General features: G+C 43.2%; 22 protein-coding genes and 1 other RNA gene. 7 read left to right on the plus strand and 16 right to left on the minus strand.

Annotated features, from left to right (window positions below; genetic code table 11):
- Window positions 1–11: 11 nt before the first annotated feature.
- The 5 genes from proB to DACSA_RS17815 all read right to left on the minus strand — a co-directional run bounded on the left by proB (window position 12) and on the right by DACSA_RS17815 (window position 4,672).
- Window positions 12–1,124, minus strand: a complete 1,113-nt coding sequence (proB, locus tag DACSA_RS17800; protein WP_015231075.1) for a glutamate 5-kinase — start codon at window positions 1,122–1,124, stop codon at window positions 12–14.
- A 193-nt stretch (window positions 1,125–1,317) separates the two neighbouring features.
- Window positions 1,318–1,863: a YqeG family HAD IIIA-type phosphatase gene (locus DACSA_RS17805; RefSeq protein WP_015231076.1), complete on the minus strand. Its 546-nt coding sequence runs from the start codon at window positions 1,861–1,863 to the stop codon at window positions 1,318–1,320.
- 363 nt (window positions 1,864–2,226) lie between these two features.
- On the minus strand, window positions 2,227–4,263 hold the full coding sequence (locus tag DACSA_RS17810) for a thioredoxin domain-containing protein (protein WP_015231077.1): 2,037 nt from the start codon (window positions 4,261–4,263) through the stop codon (window positions 2,227–2,229).
- 9 nt (window positions 4,264–4,272) lie between these two features.
- Complete coding sequence (locus DACSA_RS21130) at window positions 4,273–4,428, minus strand: hypothetical protein (protein WP_156800848.1); 156 nt, start codon at window positions 4,426–4,428, stop codon at window positions 4,273–4,275.
- Window position 4,429: 1 nt separating this feature from the next.
- The gene (locus DACSA_RS17815) at window positions 4,430–4,672 is read right to left on the minus strand and encodes a hypothetical protein (RefSeq protein WP_015231078.1); all 243 of its coding nucleotides are present in this window, start codon (window positions 4,670–4,672) and stop codon (window positions 4,430–4,432) included.
- A 154-nt stretch (window positions 4,673–4,826) separates the two neighbouring features.
- Here DACSA_RS17815 and DACSA_RS17820 point away from each other — a divergent pair, with 154 nt between their 5' ends.
- Complete coding sequence (locus tag DACSA_RS17820) at window positions 4,827–6,833, plus strand: flavin-dependent dehydrogenase (protein ID WP_015231079.1); 2,007 nt, start codon at window positions 4,827–4,829, stop codon at window positions 6,831–6,833.
- Between the two features lie 492 nt (window positions 6,834–7,325).
- Here the strand turns inward: DACSA_RS17820 and acsF are convergent, their stop codons facing one another.
- The 4 genes from acsF to dapF all read right to left on the minus strand — a co-directional run bounded on the left by acsF (window position 7,326) and on the right by dapF (window position 11,469).
- Entirely contained in the window at window positions 7,326–8,402 is a 1,077-nt protein-coding gene (gene acsF, locus DACSA_RS17825; protein ID WP_015231081.1) for a magnesium-protoporphyrin IX monomethyl ester (oxidative) cyclase, read from the minus strand.
- Between the two features lie 166 nt (window positions 8,403–8,568).
- Window positions 8,569–9,252, minus strand: a complete 684-nt coding sequence (bchM, locus tag DACSA_RS17830) for a magnesium protoporphyrin IX methyltransferase (protein ID WP_015231082.1) — start codon at window positions 9,250–9,252, stop codon at window positions 8,569–8,571.
- Entirely contained in the window at window positions 9,249–10,451 is a 1,203-nt protein-coding gene (gene nagA, locus DACSA_RS17835; protein ID WP_015231083.1) for an N-acetylglucosamine-6-phosphate deacetylase, read from the minus strand. The genes bchM and nagA overlap by 4 nt, the downstream gene beginning before the upstream one ends.
- A 172-nt stretch (window positions 10,452–10,623) precedes the next feature.
- Window positions 10,624–11,469 (minus strand): diaminopimelate epimerase, encoded by an 846-nt coding sequence (gene dapF, locus DACSA_RS17840; RefSeq protein ID WP_015231084.1) that lies wholly within the window; start codon window positions 11,467–11,469, stop codon window positions 10,624–10,626.
- A 23-nt stretch (window positions 11,470–11,492) separates the two neighbouring features.
- On the opposite strand from dapF, the gene DACSA_RS17845 reads away from it, so the two are divergent.
- Together DACSA_RS17845 and DACSA_RS17850 are read left to right on the plus strand one after the other, a co-directional pair.
- On the plus strand, window positions 11,493–11,705 hold the full coding sequence (locus DACSA_RS17845) for an Hfq-related RNA-binding protein (RefSeq protein ID WP_015231085.1): 213 nt from the start codon (window positions 11,493–11,495) through the stop codon (window positions 11,703–11,705).
- Window positions 11,706–11,760: 55 nt separating this feature from the next.
- A complete protein-coding gene (locus DACSA_RS17850) occupies window positions 11,761–12,609 on the plus strand; it encodes a M23 family metallopeptidase (RefSeq protein ID WP_015231086.1) in 849 nt (282 codons plus the stop codon).
- A gap of 357 nt (window positions 12,610–12,966) precedes the next feature.
- On the opposite strand, the gene DACSA_RS17855 is transcribed toward DACSA_RS17850, so the two are convergent.
- From DACSA_RS17855 to DACSA_RS17875, 5 genes are all read right to left on the minus strand, one after another.
- Window positions 12,967–13,665: a RibD family protein gene (locus DACSA_RS17855; protein ID WP_015231087.1), complete on the minus strand. Its 699-nt coding sequence runs from the start codon at window positions 13,663–13,665 to the stop codon at window positions 12,967–12,969.
- A complete protein-coding gene (rnc, locus tag DACSA_RS17860; protein ID WP_015231088.1) occupies window positions 13,662–14,456 on the minus strand; it encodes a ribonuclease III in 795 nt (264 codons plus the stop codon). Before rnc ends, DACSA_RS17855 begins: the two co-directional genes overlap by 4 nt.
- Before the next feature lie 75 nt (window positions 14,457–14,531).
- Window positions 14,532–14,914, minus strand: an RNA gene (rnpB, locus tag DACSA_RS18640) — RNase P RNA component class A.
- Between the two features lie 393 nt (window positions 14,915–15,307).
- Window positions 15,308–16,141, minus strand: coding sequence for an SAM-dependent methyltransferase (locus tag DACSA_RS17870; RefSeq protein WP_015231089.1), 834 nt, complete (start codon window positions 16,139–16,141; stop codon window positions 15,308–15,310).
- Between the two features lie 46 nt (window positions 16,142–16,187).
- Window positions 16,188–16,985, minus strand: a complete 798-nt coding sequence (locus DACSA_RS17875) for a glycine/sarcosine N-methyltransferase (protein WP_015231090.1) — start codon at window positions 16,983–16,985, stop codon at window positions 16,188–16,190.
- A 518-nt stretch (window positions 16,986–17,503) separates the two neighbouring features.
- On the opposite strand from DACSA_RS17875, the gene DACSA_RS17880 reads away from it, so the two are divergent.
- Both DACSA_RS17880 and grxC read left to right on the plus strand, forming a co-directional pair.
- Window positions 17,504–18,865 carry a sensor histidine kinase gene (locus DACSA_RS17880; RefSeq protein ID WP_015231091.1) on the plus strand — a complete coding sequence of 454 codons (1,362 nt, stop codon included), beginning with the start codon at window positions 17,504–17,506 and terminating at the stop codon, window positions 18,863–18,865.
- A 5-nt stretch (window positions 18,866–18,870) separates the two neighbouring features.
- Window positions 18,871–19,218 (plus strand): glutaredoxin 3, encoded by a 348-nt coding sequence (gene grxC, locus DACSA_RS17885; RefSeq protein ID WP_015231092.1) that lies wholly within the window; start codon window positions 18,871–18,873, stop codon window positions 19,216–19,218.
- 3 nt (window positions 19,219–19,221) lie between these two features.
- Here the strand turns inward: grxC and DACSA_RS21140 are convergent, their stop codons facing one another.
- Window positions 19,222–19,392, minus strand: a complete 171-nt coding sequence (locus DACSA_RS21140; RefSeq protein ID WP_156800849.1) for a hypothetical protein — start codon at window positions 19,390–19,392, stop codon at window positions 19,222–19,224.
- Between the two features lie 405 nt (window positions 19,393–19,797).
- Between DACSA_RS21140 and ltrA the strand changes: the two genes are divergently transcribed.
- Both ltrA and DACSA_RS17895 read left to right on the plus strand, forming a co-directional pair.
- Entirely contained in the window at window positions 19,798–21,462 is a 1,665-nt protein-coding gene (gene ltrA / locus DACSA_RS17890) for a group II intron reverse transcriptase/maturase (protein WP_015231093.1), read from the plus strand.
- 111 nt (window positions 21,463–21,573) lie between these two features.
- Window positions 21,574–22,065, plus strand: coding sequence for a nucleoside deaminase (locus tag DACSA_RS17895; RefSeq protein ID WP_015231094.1), 492 nt, complete (start codon window positions 21,574–21,576; stop codon window positions 22,063–22,065).
- 237 nt (window positions 22,066–22,302) lie between these two features.
- Here DACSA_RS17895 and ribD read toward each other — a convergent pair whose 3' ends face one another.
- The gene (gene ribD, locus DACSA_RS17900) at window positions 22,303–23,412 is read right to left on the minus strand and encodes a bifunctional diaminohydroxyphosphoribosylaminopyrimidine deaminase/5-amino-6-(5-phosphoribosylamino)uracil reductase RibD (RefSeq protein WP_015231095.1); all 1,110 of its coding nucleotides are present in this window, start codon (window positions 23,410–23,412) and stop codon (window positions 22,303–22,305) included.
- Window positions 23,413–23,436 lie beyond the last annotated feature (24 nt).

Consider the following 23,436-nt stretch of genomic DNA (forward strand, 5'->3'; position numbering starts at 1 on the left):
TTCTCTGTCATCTACAAAACGGATACCATATCATCCCGATGAATCACAGTTTCGGCGCTGGTATAACCTAAAATTAAAGGGATTTTTTCGGATTTATGTCCCTGAATTTGTCTAATTTCTGCGCTGCTATAATTGGTTAATCCTCGGGCAATTTCTTTCCCTTCACTGTCACATAAGGTGACGGCTTCTCCTGCTTGGAAGTCTCCCTCAACATGAGTGATTCCAGCAGGTAATAAAGATTTACCTCGATCGCGTATCGCTTTGACAGCACCGTGATCGAGATATAATTCACCAACTGGGACTAAACTATAAGCAATCCAACGTTTACGGGCATTTTCTCCGCGCGGTTGGGCTTCAAATTGAGTTCCGATCGAGGCGCCTGATAAAATTTGATGAATCTCTTGTGGTCTTCGTCCATGGGTGATCACCGTTTTCACTCCCGCACCTGTAGCGATTCGCGCGGCTTCCAATTTCGTCACCATGCCACCAGTTCCCCATTGTGACCCACTTTTCCCAGCATTGGCTTGTAATTCTTCTAACTCTTTTCGGGTGACGACTTTCTTGATCGGTTCTGCTTCGGGGTCATTTCTGGGATCAGCAGAATAGAGTCGATCGACATCTGTCAGGAGAAACAAGTAATCTGCTTCCACTAAACTCGCCACTAATGCTGACATGGTGTCATTGTCGCCAAAGTTTAACTCCTCCACCGCGACTGTATCGTTTTCATTGACGATGGGAATCACTTCTAAATCTAACAGAGACTGAAAGGTGTTGTAGATATTAACATAAGAATTGCGCTGGATTAATTCTTGACGAGTGAGTAACACTTGCGCGATCGGTTGTCGTAGCGTGGAAAACAGATCATCATAAATTCTGATCAGTCTCCCTTGTCCCACTGCTGCCACTGCTTGATTTAGCGCGATCGTGCGGGGACGTTCTTTTAAGTGTAACCGTTCGCACCCCACTCCTGTTGCACCAGAGGAAACTAAAATCACCCTCATCCCGTTCGATCGAAGTTCGGTGAGGGTTTCTGCTAAGGTGGCAATGGTTGCGATCGCCAGTGATCCTGTTTCTGGCTGGGTGACGCTAGACGTGCCGATTTTAACAACTATGGTTTGAGACATAAATAATAATAGAGAAATATCTATAAACAACGAGGGCAATCACCCAAAACTGATTGGATAACCGCCCCCATTGTCTCTAATTTTCGTATATTTAGGGTCTTTATCTGGGCTGACCCCATTTGTATCGTTTTTTATATTTGCATATCCGTTTTTAACGTCATTATTCCTTTATATTTTTTTATATTTTCCCCGATTAGGACTTGTTAGGTTGGGATCGCGCTGTGTTCTGGTATTTCAGACTAACTCCCAACCATTGAGAAATCTGAACTTCGAGACGGCGGATCGGATAGCTTCGATCGAGCGTTGCGGGATCAACCATCGGTTCAACTAGGATCGTAAACATTTTTAATCGGTTTCCCGCTAAAACATCAGTAAACACGCGATCGCCCACCATCGCAATTGCACTCACGGGTAATTCCATTCCAGTCGCCGCCTCCCGTAAACATTTCCGAGACGGCTTTCTTGCCCCTAAAATGTAGGGAAGATTTAACGATTCTGCAATCCCACCAATGCGACTTTCACTGAGATTATTACTCACCAACCAAATTTTAGCCACTTGGCGAGTCTCATCAATCCAAGTCATTAACTCCTCAGAGGCTTGACGAGACTTTAAGGGAACTAACGTTTCATCCACATCTAGAATCAAACCCTTTAATTGATGTTGTTTTAAGATATCAGCACTCAGGTAAATCACAGGTTTTCCTAGTACCAAACTCGGCTGTAATAAATCAGTAAACATTGGTTATTGGTTATTGGTTATTGGTTATTGGTTATTGGTTATTCGTTATTTGTTACTGGTTATTTGTTACTGGTTATTCGTTATTCGTTATTTGTGTAAGGATTTCCTCTAGAACGTCTCTACATTAGGGTCTGCTGAATAAAGCTGAAAGGTTTACTAAATAAGGATTTGAGGCGATTCAGTTCAGGTAAAAATGCAAGTTCATTGATTGTTCAATCCTCACGCACCTTGCATCAAAACCTTAAACTCCTACCGACAAATCAACCCTCTTGCCTTTTGCCTTTTGCCTCTTGCCTTTTGCCTTTTGCCTCTTGCCTCTTGCCTTACTCAACCCACCAATGGACTTTTTCAGCAACCCCTACATTATTCATCAATTTGTGTCATCAATTGTTCAAGAGTCATCGCTGGTTCTAAACAAGTTAACCCCTTACAAACTAATCCTACCGCCTGCTTTGGTAAAGCCGTTTCCACTTGATAAACACAAGTGGGAAGATATTGAGGAATTAAGGTTTGTAACTGTTCTAACGTTGAACGCACCAAAGTTCCGTGCAAATACCAATCTAACCCCGAAAATAATCCTGGGCAGGCTTGGGGAGACTGTTCCATGATACTACTAAAAGCCTGTAATGTTTTTTCTGCACTCGCCACATAATCGGTTTTTTCCGTTAACTCAAACAGACGCACCAAGTTCGCAACGGCTACCCCATTCGCTGCTGGCGTGGCATTATCAATATAAGTTCGTTCTCGTATAATTAAATCGCTACTATTGTCCTTTGCGGTGTTGAAATAGCCTCCCGTTTCTGAACTCCACAAATACTCATCAAACGTTGCTTGGAGTTGGGTGGCTTGATCTAACCATTGCGTTTGTTCAGGATGACAGCAATATAAATCAAGTAATGCTTTAATGAATAAGGCGTAATCTTCTGATTGAGCAGAAACGGTCGCTTTTCCATCATAGTTGAGACGATAAAAACGCCCTGCTACCCATTGATTTTCCCCAATAAAGTTCGCCGCCTTAACCGCACATTCCCAGTAAGTTTTCTCCCCAAATACAGCATAAGCTCTCGCTAATCCCGAAATCATTAAACTATTCCAAGCCGTAATCATTTTGGTGTCAGTCACGGGAGGAATGCGACCTTCCCAAGCCGTTTGTTTCGCTTCGGTGTTATTCGTTGCTGGGGGAAAAGGGGTCACGGGTGAGGAAAGATTACCATAACGGGCGTTAAAGAGCTTTTTAAGCGCGGTTTCACTGGGACTGGATAGTTCACCTCCTGTTTGCCGTTGGAGGACGTTATTGCCCTCAAAATTGCCTTCAGAGGTGACGGTAAACTCTGATTGCAGTGCGTTTAATTCTTCAGGGGTGAGGAGGCTTTCTAATTCTTGGTAAGACCACACATAAAATGCGCCTTCTTCTGGTTCGGCTTCTTCAGAAGTGGTAAAGCTATCTGCATCTTGGGAGGCGTAAAAATAACCTTCAGGGGCGGTCATTTCTCGTTGTAACCATTGTACGGCGTGCGCGATCGCGCTGGCAAAGGCGGGTTCTTTGACTCCACTACTCCACAAATTAGCGAGATATTCCATAATCTGCCCGTTATCGTAGAGCATTTTCTCAAAATGGGGAACTGTCCAAGTGCCATCAACGGTGTAGCGATGAAATCCGCCGCCAACATGATCATAGATTCCCCCTAATGTTAAATCCATTCCCCGTTGGGTGGTAATCGCTTCGGCATCATAACGCGATTCATCGGAAAATTGTGTTTTTCGTCGGGCGAGTTGCGCGTGAGGAATCATGGGAAAACTAGGCGGTGTCCCACGACTGCTGGTAATTCCGACGGCGGTTTCAAGACCTTTGATCAGTAGTTCGCGGTTGAGAGGGGTTTCTGAGGAGGGAAGGGTTGCGGAACGTTGGAGTAAGGTCATCACTTCTCCCTTAAAGGAATTGAGTTTTTCCTTTTCTTGGTCGTAAAATCGACGGATTGCTTGTAGAATTTGCAAGAAGCCAGGACGACCATAACGGGGTTCAAGGGGAAAATAAGTGCCACCATAAAAGGGAACTCGATCGTGTGGGGTAAGAAAGATGTTTAGGGGCCAACCGCCTTGTCCCGTCATCATCTGTAACGCCTGCATATAAATGCTATCAAGATCGGGGCGCTCTTCTCGATCGACCTTAATCGGGATAAAATTCTCATTGAGGTATTGCGCGATCGTACTGTCGGAAAAGGCTTCTCCTTCCATTACCGTACACCAATGGCAACTGGAATAACCCACCGATAAGAAAATGGGTTTATCTTCATTTTTCGCTTTTTCTAACGCTTCCGAACACCAATACCACCAATCAATGGGGTTTTCCGCGTGTTTACGAAGATAAAGACTTTGGGTTTCGGCGAGACGGTTGGTCATTGTTTTTGCTCAGAGTGCATCATTTCTCAGTTTGACACAGCGATCGACCCCTTGATCATTCCCCCAAGACAAGGGAGATGGGGGAGACAAGGGAGATGGGGGAGACAAGGGAGATGGGGGAGATGGGGGAGACAAGGGAGATGGGGGAGATGGGGGATTAATCAAATTAATTCTCCTTCCCCAGACTTTCCCACGCTTGCGCCACAATAGCACTAAGCCACCGTCTTTGTTCCGGTTCTAACCAATGATCGTCGGCTAACACTTCTGCGGTTAGTTCATCTAGGGTTTGTCCTTGAGAACGGGCGATTTGAACCACTCCTGCGATCGCGGCGGCGATGAGTTCTTCATCAACAGGGTTCTCTTTCAGGGCTTCTATTTCTTCTGCTGTCGCTGGGATGGGATAATTCATAGCTGGTTTATAAGACAGTGTCTTTTCTTAAAAAATGATAAGTATGTAAACTTTTATTAAAGGATTTTAATTTTTAGTATCTGAAAGTTTAGCGTACTTTACCCCGATTTGACTCCGTAATTCTTACAAATTTATTCTGATCTAAAAGACAATCATGGAAGAAATCCTCTATATCGAAGTTCCTATCAGCGATACTGCTTCAGTTTGTCAGTGGTTACAACAAAATTGGCAAATTGACCCTAATCATAAAAAACTAACGACTCAAGGATTAAGATTACAGTTCCCGAACACACAGGGAGAACTATCAATTTTTTTGTGGTCAGTACAAAACACCACTTATCTAAAAGTCTTTCGGTGGGGGAAATTTCCAGTCCCTTTTGCTCGTCGTTTGGCGCAAAACCTGAAATCCTCGCTCCAACACCAATTTCCGCTCACCTATCCAGAACCGCCACAAATCGACCTTTCTCAAGAATCTATATTTTCCGCTTTACAAGAACATTACCCCAAGACGGTTCATTTTTTCCAAAAAATCCCCAATGGAGAAGCCGCGCTTACTCGTGTTTATTGGTGGGAACAACGCTGGCGAGAGGAAGCTCGTAATCCCCAACAACCGAAAACAGTGGTTAAACGCACTGAAGTTGAACCCGAATCATCTCCTGAATATGATTTAATTTATGTCGGTGGGGCGTTAGGGGTGATTCAGGCGGCGGTGATGGCGCGACGAGGCTATCGTGTATTATTGATGGAGCGTCTTCCCTTTGGACGGATGAATCGGGAGTGGAATATTTCGCGCCAAGAGTTTCAAGCCTTAATTGATTTAGGATTATTTACAGAAAGTGAGTTTGAAACCGTTATTGCGAGGGAATATAAAGACGGTTATAACAAGTTTTTTGATGGCAATAATCCCCCCGATCTCAAGGGTGATGTGTTACACACGCCAACAGTTTTGAATATTGCTCTCGATTCGGAAAAAGTTTTGGCGCTGTGTGGGGAAAAATTGCAAGGGTTCGGAGGAGAAATTTGGGACGAGACAGAGTTTAGAGAAGCAAATGTGAGTAAAACGGCGGTAACAGTCGATTGTCAGCATTTACCTAGTGACACCTCGAAAACAGCAACGGGACGATTGTTAATTGATGCCATGGGGTCCGCTTCTCCCATTGCTTGGCAACTGAACGCCGATCGCGCTTTTGATAGTGTTTGTCCAACGGTGGGAGCGACGATTAAAAGCGGTTTTCCCCCTGGGGTGTGGGATTCTGATTATGGAGATGTTTTAAACTCCCATGGTGATATTTCTCGCGGACGACAACTGATCTGGGAACTCTTTCCCGCCGCCGAAGAAGAGTTAACCTTTTATCTTTTCCATTACCATCAGGTACATCCTCAGAATCCAGGCTCTTTATTAGAAATGTATGAAGATTTCTTTACAATTCTGCCAGAATATCGTCGCTGCAATATGGAAGACTTGCAATGGAAGAAAGCGACATTTGGTTATATTCCTGGTCATTTTAGCGTGGGTAAGCGCGATCGGGCGGTTGCGTTCGATCGACTGCTGGCGTTAGGAGATGCCGCTTCTTTACAATCTCCCCTGGTGTTTACAGGGTTTGGTTCATTAATCCGCAACCTCGATCGACTGACAACCCTCTTAGACACTGCGCTTAAACATGATCTCCTCGAAGCCGAACACCTGAACCAAGTTCGCGCTTACCAAAGCAACGTCGCAGTCACCTGGCTATTTTCTAAAGGCATGATGGTCCCGACAGGGAAAACCCTTCCTCCGCAACGCATTAACTCCATGTTAAACACCTTTTTTGGCTTACTCGCCAACGAACCCCCAGAAGTAGCAGACACCTTCATCAAAGATCGTGCAGGATGGGGATTATTTAACCGTCTGGCGCTAAAAGCCGCTTGGATGAATCCAGCGTTGATTGCTTGGATATGGGAACAAGCAGGGGCAAAAGACTTCTTCCGTTGGGTAGGAAGTTATCTCAGCTTCACCTTCGACTCAATCATCAGTTTTCTGTTTCGAGGCTGGTTTCCGCAATGGCTAAAAAATAATCAATCTTGGCTAGAAAAGCGCTACCCTTCCCTTTGGTTAAAAGGATTGAGTTTTAGTTATGCTCTCAGCACGGGAATGGGAAACCCGAATCATTATAAACAGTGAGCTATGATAGTTTAATTTATGTCAGTGAGACGTTCAATTGAATGTCTCACTAATTTAGTAGCGAGGAGATTAAGCCACAATATTTGTGTTGGGTTTCGCTTCGCTTCACCCAACCTACTTTCTACTGTAGGTTGGGTGAAACGAAGTGTAACCCAACAATTTATACCATTTTCAAAAAGTGAAACTGTAGGTTGGGTGAAACGAAGTGTAACCCAACAATTTATACCATTTTCAAAAAGTGAAACTGTAGGTTGGGTGAAACGAAGTGTAACCCAACAACTTATACCATTTTCAAAAAGTGAAATTGTAGGTTGGGTGAAACAAAGTGTAACCTAAGCATTTATTGTAGGTTGGGTGAAAGGAAGTGTAACCCAACAATAATGAAGTGTAACCCAACAATTTAATAAGAAATAAAAAAAGTAGAGATGTACCAGCGCACATCTCCACAGAAAAAAGAATGAAAACGAATTTTAATCCGAAAAAATCGATCGTTTAGTAAAGCGAACCCCGTTTCGCTTGAGCATCCACCGCTTTTTGTAGATACAAATTCAAGAATTGCCAACCATTAGAAACATAATGAGGTAACTTGCGGAAAAACTTCACGACTCGCGGTGCGTCGGAATTAGCAATTTCGCTCAGTTTTTCATTATTTTTCACACAAACTTCTAAACGGTTGAAGAAATTCGGATTCTCCACATCTAAAATTGTCGGGAAAACTCGTCCTGCGGTTTGATTTGTTTTCTGAATCACATACTGGTCATATTCCCGCGCATCTAATCCTAGTGCTTCATAAAAGCCCGATCGTTGCACATCGTTGAGATACATCGTCGCAAACACAGCGAGAAGGAAGAAACGACACCATAAACGGGAAATCAACCCAGTAATCACATAGGGTTGCGCTTGCATGATCGCATCGAAAAAGTCACCGTGACGGTTTTCATCCTGACACCAATTTTCAAAGAAGCGGAAAAGAGGATAAATCCGATGTTCAGGATGCTTTTCTAAATGGCGATAGATGGTGATATAACGCCAATAACCGATTTTTTCCGAAAGATAGGTGGCGTAGAAGATATATTTGGGCTTAAAGAAGGTATATTTCCGACTCTTGGTTAGAAACCCTAAGTCAAGAGACAGGTTAAAATCGGACATTGCTTTATTCAAAAACCCAGCATGACGTGCTTCATCTCGTGACATCAGAGTAAAGCATTCGGCAAGCAAAGGGTTAGAATGTTTTAAGCGTCTTCCCAATTCTTTGTAGAGAAGGAAACCAGAAAACTCTGCGGTGCAAGAACGCTCTAAAAACTCCACAAACAAACGGCGGGTTTCTGGATCAAGATGTTCCCAAGACTGGTTAAACTCCTCATCACGGATGAAGTGTTTTTGATTATAATCAGCGCGAAATTCTTCTAAAATGGCTCGTAATTCATCCTCGTTGACGGAAATATCCATCTTTGCCATTTCGTCGAAGTCTGTGGTGTAAAAACGAGGGGTTAAAAGCGTTTCCTTCGCGGGTGCTTTCACTCCTGGACGTAATTCTTGTTTGTCTTGCTTATCTGCGGTATTAACCATATTTTATTGATTGGGTTGGATTAATCTTACAATTGCTGGAATTTAGGAATGATTGCCGTTTTGTTTTTTAGTTTATCAACGAGTCACGGCGCGATCGAGCGAACTTGTTAACGATTGCAACAAAAATCTATATCTCTGTGTGGGTTTTGTTAAGGTTTGTAACAATTTAAGTCCGTACCGCCTCCAAAATACGGGAATAATAAAAGCGAGTGCTAGTCATTCCCTGACGTTTAATTTCAAACCCATTTTCCTGTAAGATTTTGATAATCTCTGCTTCTGAATGCTGATAAGCGCGAGTGGTTTTACTCGGTCCGGGGAAAAATTCACCAATTTTCTTGAGAAGGGTGAGGAAAAAGGTTTTTGGTGCAAAACTAATAATAAAACGAGATTCGGCACAGTTAGCGAGATGTTTAACCATCGTCGGGATATCTCTATCGGGATAATGAATGAGAACATCTAAACAAATTACCGTGTGATAATTCCCTGTAATCGCTTCTAAATCACTCACGGAAAAATTAATGTTATGATTCTCTCCTAAAGTCGCTTTGGCTTGGGTTTCTGCTTCTCCCACCATCTTCTCGGAAATATCACTCGCATAAACTGTCGCGCCAGCTTCAGCAAGAGGAATCGCTAAACTTCCTGTTCCACATCCCGCATCACAGACGGTTAGTTGTGCAAGATTCTCGTCTGTTTTTAACCAACTCACAACGGTTTCAATGGTTTGTTTATGCCCAATGCGGATGTTTTTTTGGACAGTATTAACCTCTCCATCGCCGTAAATGTTTCGCCAGCGTTCAAACCCAACGGCATTAAAATAGTCTTTAACAATTGTTTTATCGTCGGTTTTCATAGATTAGTAATTCTCTCCCAAGTTAAATTTGCTGTGGAATCTTCCCAATGCCAACGTAATAAGTTCGCTGGTTGTCCCACTGCTAAACCATTTTCTCCTAATGCTTCTCTTGGACTTTCTGTTGCTAGTGCGATCGCGCTTCCGATATCACACACTCCCCACTTTACTAGATTACTCACCCCTGACAACAGAGGTAAAGTAGTTCCCGCTAATGTCCCATCCGCTAGTCTAGCAGTTCCCTGTTTAACGATGATTGTTCGATCGTCCCAGGGATAAGTTCCATCGTCTAATCCTAACGCCGCCAAAGCATCACTCACCAGAAACAATCGTTTTGATCCTTCTCCCATCCGTAACAAGAGTTTCAACATCATCGGAGAAATATGTTCCCCATCAGCAATAAAACCCGCTTTCACCCCTGAATGAACTAAAGCCGCACCCAATAATCCCGATTCACGGTGATGAAGCGACGGCATGGCATTAAACGCATGAGTTACCAGAGACGCACCCTGACGAAACGATCGTTCTGCTTCTGCGGCTGTCGCTAAAGAATGTCCTAGACTAATGAGGATTTCTGGATAGCGCGATCGAAGTTCCGCAATTATTCTCTGTTCAGAACTTATTTCTGGCGCACAAGTCACCACCCTAACCTGTTGACAATATTTTCCGATCAACCCCCGAAAGTTGTCAAGAGTGAAAGAAGATAAATATTTTTCGGGATGAGCGCCGCGTTTTTTCGGATTAAGAAAGGGGCCTTCTAAATGAACACCGAGAATTTTAGCAGCTTCATATTTTTGGCTGTGATATTGTTGAATATATCTAGAAATTGTCGCTAACGATCGCGCTACTTTTTCAGCAGAAGTAGTAACAATTGTGGGAAGAAACCCATCCACTCCTTGTTTCCATAAAAACTGAGAGATGTCTAACAGTCGATCAAGATGATTCTCCTCTAAATCAGGAAACGGTAAACCTAAAGCCCCATTAATTTGCATATCTACTCCTCCCAGAGAAACCCAATCTCCTTGACAGTCAATGACAGGAATACTCTCTTTTTTTCGGTCAGAGATTTGAGTTTGAATGCTTCTAATGAGTCCGTTTTCAATGTACAATTCATAACGTTGTTCAACATAATTTTTAGGAAGACGAGCATTGATCAAATAGTAAGAATTTTGACGAAAATGCGAATCATTATTGGTGTTCATTTCTGTTCAAACTTTCATAATAAAATACAAATCTAGAATATTGTATTGCCCCCTAACCCCCAAGTTTGGGGGAATTAATTTTATCTACAAAACAACCTTTTTCAAATCCCCCAGGATTGGGGGAAGGGGGGCAAACTCCCCCAGGATTGGGGGAAGGGGGGCTAATCAAAAACTAAACTTCTAATTGTCCCGAAAAAACTTTAGTTGCGGGACCTGTCATATAAACATTATTATCTTCTTGTGACCAATGAATCTCTAAACAACCCCCTGGTAATTCAACCGTAGAAGCGCGATCGTTTTTATCATTTAAAACGCCAGCCACTACCGACGCACAAGCACCCGTTCCACAAGCCAAAGTTATTCCCGCGCCGCGTTCCCAGACACGCATTTTTAAGTAATCTCGTTGCACAACTTCAATAAATTCTGTATTAATTAGTTTCGGAAAAGCTGAATGATGTTCAAACTCAGCACCAATTTTTTCTAAAGGAATTGCCTCCGCATTTTCGACAAAAGTAATGCAGTGAGGATTTCCCATACTGACACAAGTAACCTGCCAATTTTGATCAGCAACAAAAAGCGATTGATTGACAACTTTTTCTTGAGGAGAAGCGAGAGTTGTTGGAATTTCCTGTGCCAATAAATAAGGTTGTCCCATGTTAACTGTTACCTTATTTTCCTCTTGCAGTTGAGGACGAATAGTTCCAGCAAGGGTATGAATATTATAAACTTGATTCGAGTTTTCTTTTCCTTCTAAATCAGCAAGAAACTGAGCGAAACAACGAATGCCATTGCCACACATTTCGGGTTCTGAGCCATCAGAATTGTAGATTCTCATAGTGTAATCGCTCTCTCCCACAGGGGAAAGGACAAAAATCACCCCGTCTGCGCCAATACCGAAATGACGATCGCAGAGTTTCATCGCTTGTTCAGATGTGAGACAAGGGGTATGATCATTACGATTGTCAATTAAAATAAAATCATTACCGAGTCCGTGATATTTTGTAAATTTGATTTTCATAGTCAGTTCAATGAGGAATAACGATGACAGAATTTGATACTGGTTTACCAAGTACCCGTATGGTACAAAATTTGATTAAAGAAAAGAAAGAGGTAGAGATAAAATTAATGAGTGATGATTTGGTAATGGGAAAAGTGCTTTGGCAGGATCAGCATTGCATTTGTTTAGTTGATCATTATGACCAATCTACCTTAGTTTGGCGACAAGCGATCGCCTATTTGAAACCTAAAGTATAATTACTACATCCTACTGATTAAAGACAGTTACTAATTATTAAAACAAGTGGAACAGATGAGCAATTGGAAACTAAACGGTTGGGGAATATTGGTGGGATGGTTACTTTTAAGTTTTCCCACCGAAGCACTAGAAATAAAAATTAATCCTGATAATCCTCAGTTAGGAGATACGGTTTCGGTAACTATAGAAACTGATCCCAATGAAGCTACGCCGCGAGTGACTTGGGGAGAAGAAAATTATCCCGTTTTTGCAGTAAGAAATAATCAATACCGCGTTTTAATTCCAACGACTCCTTTAGATGATTCGGGGAAATATCCTTTAACAATTCAGGGAGAAAATACAGTTAGGAATTTTTTGGTTTGGTTGCGCGATCGAAGTTTTCCCACGCAACGACTTTGGATATCAGGAAATAGTTTAAGTGCGACTGAAATCGAACTCGATCGAGTGGCAAGGTTTAAAGAATTAGTCACCCCTGAAAAGTATTGGCAAGGAGCATTTTTACGTCCCAATCAAGGTTCAGTTTCAACTATTTTCGGCGTACGTCGTTATTACAATGGCGAATTTGCCGAAAATTATTATCACAAAGGAGTTGATTATGCTGCACCCACAGGATCACCTGTCGTCGCACCAGCTTCTGGAAAAATTGAATTAGTAGGAACAGAAAGTGAAGGATTTAATGTTCATGGAAACACGGTTGGCATTGATCATGGTCAAGGAGTATTAAGCATTTTTTTACACTTAAATAATATCAATGTATCCGAAGGAGAAATGGTAAAAGCGGGACAAAAAATTGGCACAGTTGGCTCAACGGGAGCATCCACCGGACCTCATTTACACTGGGGTTTATATGTGAATGGTCAAGCCGTTGATCCCTCGCCATGGCGTTTTAAGGGTGTTGAATAAATGAGAATTAAAGAAATTGTCAATGTAGGTTGGGTGGAGAAGACGAAACCCAACATAAATTAGTCATTGGTCATTCGTCATTAGACAAAGGACGAAAGACAACGGTTTATCCCCCCTAACCCCCCTTTGAAAGGCAGGGCTGTTTCATTCTATTTTTTTGCCTTTTCCAGATGTTAGGAATAGCAGGGGTTTTACGGCTTTTTTGTTAAGAAAAAGCCAAAAAGTAAGAAAAAGCGTTCGATCGAACGTACAATAAGGGGTTCAGGCGATCGCATTCAATTTTGACCCCGAGAATGAAACAGCCCTGCCCTTTGAAAGGGGGGAACAACGAGCAAGTTTGGGGGGAATTAAGGAGAATTATTCCCTAGCAATGCTGTAGTGTAAAAAGACTTCTTGATCGATCGTTTCTACTGATAAAAGTTTCAATTGTTGAGCATTTTCAGCACTAACACCGATTCCTTCAATGGCAGTCGGTGCATTTTTTCCCCCTAGTAAAACTGGACAGATAGTTAACCATAATTCATCTAAAAGCTGTTGTTGGAAAAGAGCAGCTACTAATTCTCCTCCGCCTAAAACAGCTAAGTTTTCGATTCCTTTATTTTTTAATTCACTTAGGGTTTTTTCCCAATCAATTTCTTGATTTGCGGTTTCAAAGGTAATAATTTCATCAAAGCGAGAAGTGCTTTTAAGGTTCTGATTTTCCCATTGTTTAGCGCCTTGTTTTGTGGTGAGAAGCCAACGGGGAATCTTTTGTTGAAAAAAGCGAATTTCAGTGGGAATATTACCCGATCGAGTGCAGACAATTTGAAGCGGCTGATCGGGTTTTTGTTGTTGATTGCGAGCTGCGATTAAATCGGAATTACGCAGAGACATGGCACTACCATGAGCGCGAAGTGTCCCTGCGCCGAAGAGAATCGCATCCGCTTCCGCCACTTGTCTTTCTAAATGAGCGCGATCGATGCTAGAGGAAAACTCAGCCGCTTTTCGCGCGACATCAGCAATTTTACCATCAGCACTCAAGGCTAAGACAACAGTGGTGTGAGGACGATTCATCATTTTTGAGTTAAGTTTTGATAAGCTGATTGAGCGGCAGCTTGTTGGGCAGCTTTTTTCGAGCGCCCTTTACCCTGACTCAAAAAGCGATCTTTAAGCCAGACATACGCCGTAAACCGTTCAGGATCATCATAACCCCGTCCCGTTTCCTCAACTTGATAATGTGGCAAAACTTTATAATGAGCTTGAGTCCACTCTTGGAGAGCATCCTTATAATTCTGCCTTGCGGGGTCTTGGCGAATTTGATCCGCTTTTTGCTTTAGAATAGGATCAAGCCAAGGACGGATTAGATTCATGGAGTAAGTGCTGAGATAAAGCGCACCTAACACCGCCTCAAACGTATCCGCTAGGCGCGATCGCGCTCCTGCTTTGTTTTTTGCCGCACTTCCCGCCATCAATAAAAATCGATCCATCCCGTAACTTTCGGCAAATTCTGCCAACACGCGATCGCTAACTAAAATCGATCGAATCGCCGCAAAATCCCCCACTGGTGCTTCGGGATACGTTTCCAAAAGGAGTTCTGAAGCCGCCAAACGAACGACCGCATCACCCACAAACTCTAACTGTTGATAATTCGCTAAACTGGACGCACTAGGATGAGTGAGTGCTAAATCCAACAAATTCCAATCAATGGTCGTAGTGTCAGTTAACCCTAACCGTTCTACCATTTTTCGGAGTTCTCGACCACGACGAGAGCCACCTTGTCGATTGCGAGAGCGTAATTCCTCTGATCGGGTCTTCGATCGAGATCGAGACGTTTCGATCGCCAATTCGGAAGAGCTTTCTGCCCTCATTTCCTTCCTATCACACTTATTTAATTACCGTTGCCATTAAGGTTATTCTCTCACAACAGGAGAGGCAAAAAATAGAAAGAGAGTCAGACATAAGCCGGGTTCTGTTCCCAAGACAAACGCTTGAGGGTAGTTATCTATCTGGGACTCCTGTTACCAGAAGCCTCAAGCGGTACTCCCAAAACGGAAACTGGTAAAAGACCAACCTTAGTTTCCCTCGACCTTGCTTCCGACTGGGGTTTACCGAGCCAACACCTCTCGATGTTGCTGGTGCGCTCTTACCGCACCTTTGCACCCTTACCAAAGAGCCTTAACCAACTCCTTGGCGGTATTTTTCTGTGGCACTGTCCTCACGGTCACCCGCACTGGGCGTTACCCAGCAGTCTGGTCTTTGGAAGCCCGGACTTTCCTCAATTCTCGGTGTCGGAACACCAGAGAACTGCAACCACCTCGCCAACTCTCTTCCTATTTCTCAGTTTAACTAGAATAATCTCTTTCCTCCAATGTTCCTTATGTTTGATTTCGATTTTCCCAAAGGTAAAACCAATTAGGGTTTGCTGAAAAAGTTCATGTTTTCGGTGTAGTAAGGCAAGAGGCTTGCATGCAAGAGGCAAGAGGCTTGCATGCAAGAGGCAAGAGGCTTGCATGCAAGTTGCCTTAGGCAAGTTGCCTTAGTAAGGTATAGGTGAGTTTCAACATTTTGGAATGTCCTAACCTGATTTTGTAGCGCTATAAAACCAATTAAAAAATCCCCCCTCACCCCCCTTTCAAAGCCGGAGCGAAGTGAGGAGGTGAGGAGGGATAAACTGTAACTTTACTTTTTAGAAACGGTACTACTAACGGAACTTGTTTAACTAGGGCTTATGAAACTTGAGAATCCCCCAAGCCATGTAACCACTCTTACCCGCATTGATCCAGTGGTTTAACCCCACTTTCATCCGATCTAAATACTCCTTAGAACATTCAGGTTGTAATTGCTCATAATGAGCTTCTAACTCCTGTAACACTCTACTGTAGTGGTTAACTAAATGGTGAGTTTGCTCATCAAATTCCACAAACTGCCAGCCGAGTTCTTCTCCCACCTGACGATAGAAACTCACTGAGCCTAAACTATCCAGATGAATCCGAGCTAAAACTGGCTCTAACACTCCTTCTGGACAATTATCCGTTTGCATGGGATCAGTAAAGACAAAATCGCCCCCAGGTTTCAGAGTGCGATCGACCTCTTCTAACACCTTGCGACGGTTTCCACTGTGGAGAATCGCATCTTGTGACCACACCACATCATAACTATTTTCCTCAAAGGGGAGGTCTTCAAAACTGCCGTCAAAGACGCGAATTTTATCCGCAAGCCCCTGTTCTTGGTTCATCTGGCGATTGCGCTCGTTTTGTACCAAACTAATATTCAAACAATCTACCACAAAGCCATGATGCTTTGCCATATAACGAGCGGAGCCACCATAACCTGCTCCAATATCTAACACTTTTGTTCCTGGCGCCCAGTTACTGATTTTGTCGCAAATTCGAGCAACGGTACGCACACTCGCATCATAGATGGGTTCATCAGGAGTGTCATAAATCCCGATGTGGAGGTCTTCTCCTCCCCAAATGCGATAATAAAAGCCATCGGCACTACCACTGTCGTAATAGTCTTGGGCTTGTTGCGCCACTGCGTCTGCTTTTGTCATACTTCCTTTACCTCTATACGTTCGTCAATTGTCCGCTAATCGTGATTTAGTCTTTTTTGGCAACGTGAATGTAGAAGTCTGGATCATCTTGATGATAAGTTTCTTGGAAGTCACCATAAGTGGTCACATCTTGGAAACCTACCTCATGGAGAAGACGGCGCACATAATCTTTACGCAAAGGGAACATATTGAGGTGATACACCGATTCATCAGGGAACTGATAACGGAAACGAGCTAAACCATCATCCACATATTCTGGTTCTGCTTTTACGTTTTCGCCACAGTAGTAGTAAGTATGCTTGCTTTTGAACCCTTCATCCAGAATTAAGTCGTAATTCCGTTGGTCTAAAATTAAAATTCCGTCATGTTTCAAGACGGAATAAAATTCGGCGAGTGCTTTACGGCGATCTTCTTCTGAGAACAGGTGAGTGAAGGAGTTTCCTAAACAAATCACTGCGTCAAATCGTTCTTGTACGTCACGAGTTAACCAGCGCCAGTCCGCGTGAACGGTACTTAAAATTTGATCCTTGCGAGTGGCGTTTTCAAATGCTTTTACTAACATCTCAACGCTACCGTCAACACTAGCAACGTTAAACCCAGCTTCAATTAAGCGAATGGAGTGGAAACCCGTTCCCGTGGCAGCATCTAATACCCGATCGGCGCCATGTTCTTTTAGGGTTTTGATGAAAAATTCCCCTTCACTGGTCGATCGCGCTTGCCAATTGATTAACTCGTCCCATTTTTCTACGAACCCTTCAATGTATTCATTTTGGTAATGATCACTATCCCGGACTTCAATGGGATTTTCGCCGTAGTTTTGGACTTTTTTTTCTTTAATTGCCATGGTTTTTTTGGATTGTGTTTACTTTCGTCGAGATTGACACGCCACCACACACTGCAACATTACTTTGAAAAGCTGTTTCCTTGTGTTTTGACAAAATTGGAGGAGTTATTGCTGATTTGCCTTTTTTCTTGTGGCTTTGCTCGTGTCATTTGTCTCTTGTCTTTCCCTGCTGATTAGGGTTTTAGTTCATTCAAAGTAATGTCATTGGGAATGATTTTTGAAAATTGGCAACACTTTCCCCAAAATATAAATGTCTTTTTACAATTTGGCTACATTAGCAACCCCTTACATTGAATCGTTTATTTGGATTTCTGTCTAGGGGGAAATCAAAAATTAGCAAATTGTAATAAAAATTAATAATAAATCTATCTTAAGAAAGAAGTGAAATATATTAAATTTAAGCTAAAAGCAAAGGCGTGGAAATTGCCACTAATTCGTTCGGTTCTACGGCTAGAGAGACAAGAAAGAAAAACGATAACATAACGATGACGAAAGTTTAGCGATGGAAAAAGGGGCAAATGGTGAAAGTTCAGCAGTTGCCAAGGTTAAGCCAAATGATGGGGACACAAAAATCATCGCCTCTAGAAGCGAGGGATCAGTTGCAAGGATGGAGAGAATGGTATGGCGCGATCGGTGCTTTAAATGCTTTACTCACCTCGATCGAGCAAGGAATCATTTTGTCAAGCCCCACACCAATCATCAATTCGTCACAATCAAAGCCTAATCTAACCTCGGTGGTTTTTACCCCGAATCTCTCTTTTCTTGGCGAAAAAGGTTCACGTTTACTCGGTGTTGCACCCGTCACACCTAGAGACAACGGCGACTCCCCGCAAGTCCAATCCGTACCGTTATCTGCCCATGATCCCCTACAAAATGAGCAATTTTGCTTAGTGTTGACCCCTGAATTTTCTCTGTTAATGGTGCTAACACTCAACGCCGATGGGGAATCTCATTTTGATTTTTCCTTTGATCCAGACGTAACCCAACCCTCATGGCTGCGGCTTCGATCGCGCCTACAAAGTAATGCACCAGAAAAACTGCAACAACTAGAATCAAAACAGTTCCCCTTTTGCGCTCCTGATTACCGTCTCGTTAGCCAATTTACCCGTGAAATGTTGGCTCATCTTCCCAGAGAACAAGGCACAAACCAAAACAGTAAAATAACACCTTCTTCCGATGTAGAATTGTTGCAAGCGCTCACCCATGAAGTGAGAACGCCACTAACAACCATCCGAATGCTGACTCGTTTATTATTAAAGCGCAAAGATTTAGGTGCAGATGTCCAGAAACGTTTGCGAGTCATTGATCAAGAATGCACCGAACAAATTAACCGCATGGAATTAATTTTCCAGGCAACAGAATTAGAAGGAAAAAACGAGTCAGAAGTAGGAGTTAATCTCACTCCAACTCCTTTAGAAGAGTTACTGAATAAAAATATTCCCTATTGGAAAAAACAGGCAAAACGTCGTAACGTCGAGTTAGATGTGATTCTTCCCGAACAACTCCCCACTGTGATTAGTAATCCTCAATTACTCACGCAAGTTTTAACGGGATTAATGGAAAACTTTACCTCCCGTTTAGGAACAGGGGGTAGAATGAAAATACAAGTTACCACCGCAGGCAGTCAAATCAAGTTACAGTTACTTTCTCAAAGTTATCATCCCCAAAGTCTAAATCAAAGTATTGATCATCCCCAAGAAAAATCAATTGGTCAGTTGTTAACCTTACAACCAGAAACAGGAAATTTAAGTTTAAACTTGAATGTAACCAAAAACTTATTTGAAGCGATCGGTGGTAAATTAACGGTGCGTCAACGTGCCGAAACAGGAGAAGTATTAACGGTATTTCTGCCAGCAAATCTCATTAAATCATCGGAGTAATTATTATGTTGAAATCTTTACTGGCTTTATTCGGACGAAAACCGCAAAACTATCAAGCAAACGTAGAAATTTATACCTGGCAAACTTGCCCATTTTGTATCCGTGCGAAAATGCTATTGGGTTGGAAAGGAGTAAAATTCACTGAATATAAAATCGACGGCGACGAACAAGCAAGAAACCAAATGGCAAAACGTGCCAATGGTTGTCGCAGTGTTCCTGAAATTTTTATTAATAATGAGCATATCGGCGGTTGTGATGAATTGTATGCTTTAGATAAAACTGGAGAACTGGATCAAAAATTAATGCAGTCTGCGAATGCGTGCGACCTGAACTGGTCGGTTGAATCGGTGTAACCCTTACACCACAGGGATTTCCACCCCTGTCCTTCGTGGAAAACTCTCCCCATTCGGAGAATGGCGACGCTGGTAGTAAGTAATGAAACCAGTGGAATGCACGCCCCAAAAGTAACGGTTGCTGGTAGGATAGACTGGTTTCCGTGCGAGAAGGAGAATTGGAAGGATGAACATAGTCCAAGCTGATGATTAAACTGCGTGATAGACTGAACAGCCAAATTATTCCTGATAGGCTGTAACCAAAACGGTAAGAGGGTGGTTTATATTCTGTATTTTGATATAAACGTGGAAACTCATCCCCTCCGCAGAATAGTCAGCCATCCCAACCAATTCGTATGTTCAATCGATACAACAGGGTAAGCCCTACAGAGTCTTTCGACTGGTCGAGTCGGGAGTAGGGAGGAGGCAACGAACCCACAACTCTCTGGAGGGTAGAAGATGAGGCAAAAAGCGAACGCCAGCCTGTAATGGGTTGGATAGGGGTTGAAACATTATCCCTGACCGAAAGGAAAGCAGACTTGCCTTTGGTCTTATACGAAAGAGAAAACAACAAGGAAACTAAACGGAGATAGAAGTTAGATGTCAAGCCCTAGTTTGATAAATGGAGTCGATGGACAGTTGACCGACTGGAGTCAGATTAACTGGCGAAAAGCTCGGAAGATTGTTAAGAATCTACGTGGTCGTATCTTTCGTGCTAGAAGTCTTGGTAAGTGGAAGCAACTTCGTCGGTTGCAGAAACTTTTGTTACGAAGCCGTGCTAATTTGCTTTTATCAGTGCGACAAATCACTCAAGTTAATCTAGGTAAGCGTACCGCAGGGGTAGATAAGGAGGTACTAAATACCCCAGACGAGCGAGTGAAACTTGTGAACAGTTGGGAAATGCCAAAGGCTAACCCGACACGACGAGTTTACCTACCCAAACCTAACGGGAAGAAACGTCCCCTCGGAATCCCTACCGTTCGGGATAGAGTCGCACAAGCAATAATTAAAAATATACTAGAACCCGAATGGGAAGCGGTATTTGAGCCTAACTCCTATGGGTTTAGATGCGGGCGGAGTTGTCACGATGCCATTGAACAATGTTTTATTAAGTTCAGGGCTGGAAATAAAGGTGGACACCTCTGGGTTCTAGACGCTGACATTAAGGGCTTCTTCGACAACATTGCCCATGAATCCATCCTGACAGCAATTGAGTCTATACCACGTGGAGACTTAATTGAAGGATGGTTAAAAGCTGGTTACCTCGATAAGGGTGTACTGAATCCGACCGTCATGGGAACACCACAAGGTGGAGTGATTAGCCCACTGTTAGCTAACATTGGGTTACACGGGCTGGAGGACTTCATCAAGTCAGTCAACCCTAAGCTCGGAGTCATTCGTTACGCGGATGATTTCGTGGTCACTTCAAAGGATAAGGAAAGCCTAGAACACATACTTGACCAGATAAAGCAGTGGATGTTAGAACGAGGTCTGGAAATCAGCGCGGAGAAGACGAGAATTGTCTCGATGGAAGAAGGTTTTGACTTTCTTGGGTTCAACTTACGTCACTACGGTGGCAAATTACTGATTAAGCCCCAGAAAAAGAAGGTTCTCACCTTCTGTAAAAAGATTGGGGAAACTCTAGATAATATGAAAGCTCGCACTCAGGAAGATGTCATTAAAGCCCTAAATCCACTTCTTCGAGGTTTTGCTAACTACTACAGAGGAGTGGTTAGTAAAGAAACCTTTAACTATATCTCAAATCGAGTATGGCACTACCTCTTTAATTGGGCGTTACGGCGGCACCCGAATAAATCAAAAAAGTGGGTCTTCCACCGCTACTTTAAGCGTTTAAGAGGGAGAAACTGCTTTGCGTGTTACGGCACTGGTCGCGGAGGTAAGGAAAAATTCTTTATGCTCCACGATATCAGTAGCACCCCTATCATCAGGCACGTAAAAGTTAAAGGGACAGCAAGCCCTGATGACCCCTCACTTCGGGATTACTGGCAAAATCGAAGCCTCAAGATAGGAAAACAAAAATGGGCAAAAGGTTCTAAATACGAGCAAGTAGCCAAGATGCAAGAGCATAAATGTCCTGTCTGTGGTGATAGCCTTTATAACGGAGAAGAAATCGAGACTCACCATATAGTACCTGTGAAAGACGGTGGCTCAGACGACGCTGAGAATCTAGTCCACTTACACAAAGCGTGTCATAAGCAGGTACACAGTTCAAAAACCAAGACGAAGGCTGGAAGTAAGGCTTGAGCCGTATGATGGGAAACTGTCACGTACGGTTCTTAGGGGAGGGGAGAGAGGCGACTCTCGAACCTTACCCGATAGTGGGATGAGCGTATTTATCAAGAACATTGTCGTTGGATGGAGTACGCCCTCCAACTTGCCACAGAAGCAGGAGAAGCAGGGGAAATCCCCGTTGGTGCGGTAATTGTTGATGATCACGGGGCGATCGTGGGGGAAGGAAATAACCGTAAAGAGCGCGATCGTCTTCCCACCGCTCATGCAGAAATGATCGCCATTAATCAAGCAGCCCAACGACGGGGGAATTGGCATCTTAATGATCTGAGGCTTTATGTGACCCTTGAACCTTGTCCCATGTGTAGTGGGGCAATTATTCAGGCTCGTTTAGGAACATTGGTTTATGGTGCAGACGATCCGAAAACTGGTGCGGTGCGAAGTGTTTTAAATCTTCCTGATAGCGCCGCATCTAATCATCATCTGACAGTTATTGGTGGCGTTTTAAATCAGGCTTGTCGTCAGCAATTAAAACAGTGGTTTGCAGAAAAAAGACCTAAAATACAATCTATAGCGCTACGCGCTAGGCAAGAGGCAAAAGGCAAGAGGCAAAAGTGAGTTATAGGTGAGTTTCAACATTTTTGAATGTCCTAACCTGATTTTGTAGCACTATAAAACGTAGGTTGGGTGGAGGTAACGAAACCCAACACCAACCAGTGACCAGTTAAGCAGTTACCAGTTACTCATAGCTCTCAACCCTCATTTGGTGAAAGTTAATGAAAACTAATAGCCAATTTGGATGAAGTTGGGTTTCGCGTAGAGACGTTCCATGGAACGTCTCTACCCAACCTACGACTAATCGATCGAAATATTACCTTTCAATAAATAATCATCTCCCAGCTTTTCCCAAGTCAGTTCCTCTAACTTTAAAGCCTCCGTCATCTGTTTTAAATCTAAATTTCCCACAGGAGAAGGAGCATTAACCCCACCAATAATTTTAGGCGCAATAAAAGCAAGAATTTGCTGCACTGCTCCTTCTTTAATTGCTTTCGCCCCTAGAGTGCCGCCGCATTCCCATAAAACTCTCGCCATTCCTCGCTCATACAAATATTTCATTACCTCTGATGGCGTTAAAGGAGATAACTGGAGAACTTCTACGCCTTGTTTTTCCAGTTGTTTTTGGACTTCTAAGTTTTCGGTTTCTGTTAAAACTAACGTTTTCACTTGTTCCGTTTCAAAAATATGAGCGCTGGGAGATAACTCTAAATTTCGAGTCATTACAATTCGCAGGGGATTATGTTCGGTTACGCCATGAGTGGTTAAATAAGGATTATCCTGACGCACTGTATTTCCCCCAACAATCACCGCATCACATTGGGAACGTTCTTGGTAAACTCGTTTCCGTGCTGGTGTGTCTGTTACCCATGCGCTATGTCCAGTAGTAGTGGCAATTTTCCCGTCTAAAGTCATGGCATACTTGAAAATGCCAAAAGGACGTTGCTTAACTATCCGTTGGATAAAACCCGCGTTTAATTCACGACAGGCTTTTTCTTCCACTCCGACAATGACAGAAATTCCTGCATGTTCTAAACGTTGTTTTCCCCCAGAAGCGGTGGCGTTGGGATCAGCCATTCCCATCACTACTTTTTTGAGGCCAGCGTTAATGACGGCTTCCGAACAGGGCGGTGTGCGTCCATAATGGTTACAGGGTTCTAAGTTAACGTAAAGGGTTGCGTCTCTGGCTTGTTCGCCAGCTTGACGTAAGGCGAATACTTCCGCATGGGGTTCACCCACCCCAGGATGATAGCCTTCTCCCACGATTTTCCCGTTTTGAACGACCACCGCGCCAACCAGGGGGTTCGGTGAGGTTTTGCCCATTCCGTTACTCGCTAGGCTTAAACAGCGTTTCATCATGGCTCGATCGAACGGTGTACCGATAACAGGGGAGATGATTGGGTTGTCCATTGGGTAAATTGTTAGGAGTAGAGT

The sequence above is a fragment of the Dactylococcopsis salina PCC 8305 genome, assembly GCF_000317615.1.
GTDB classification, from domain to species: domain Bacteria; phylum Cyanobacteriota; class Cyanobacteriia; order Cyanobacteriales; family Rubidibacteraceae; genus Halothece; species Halothece salina.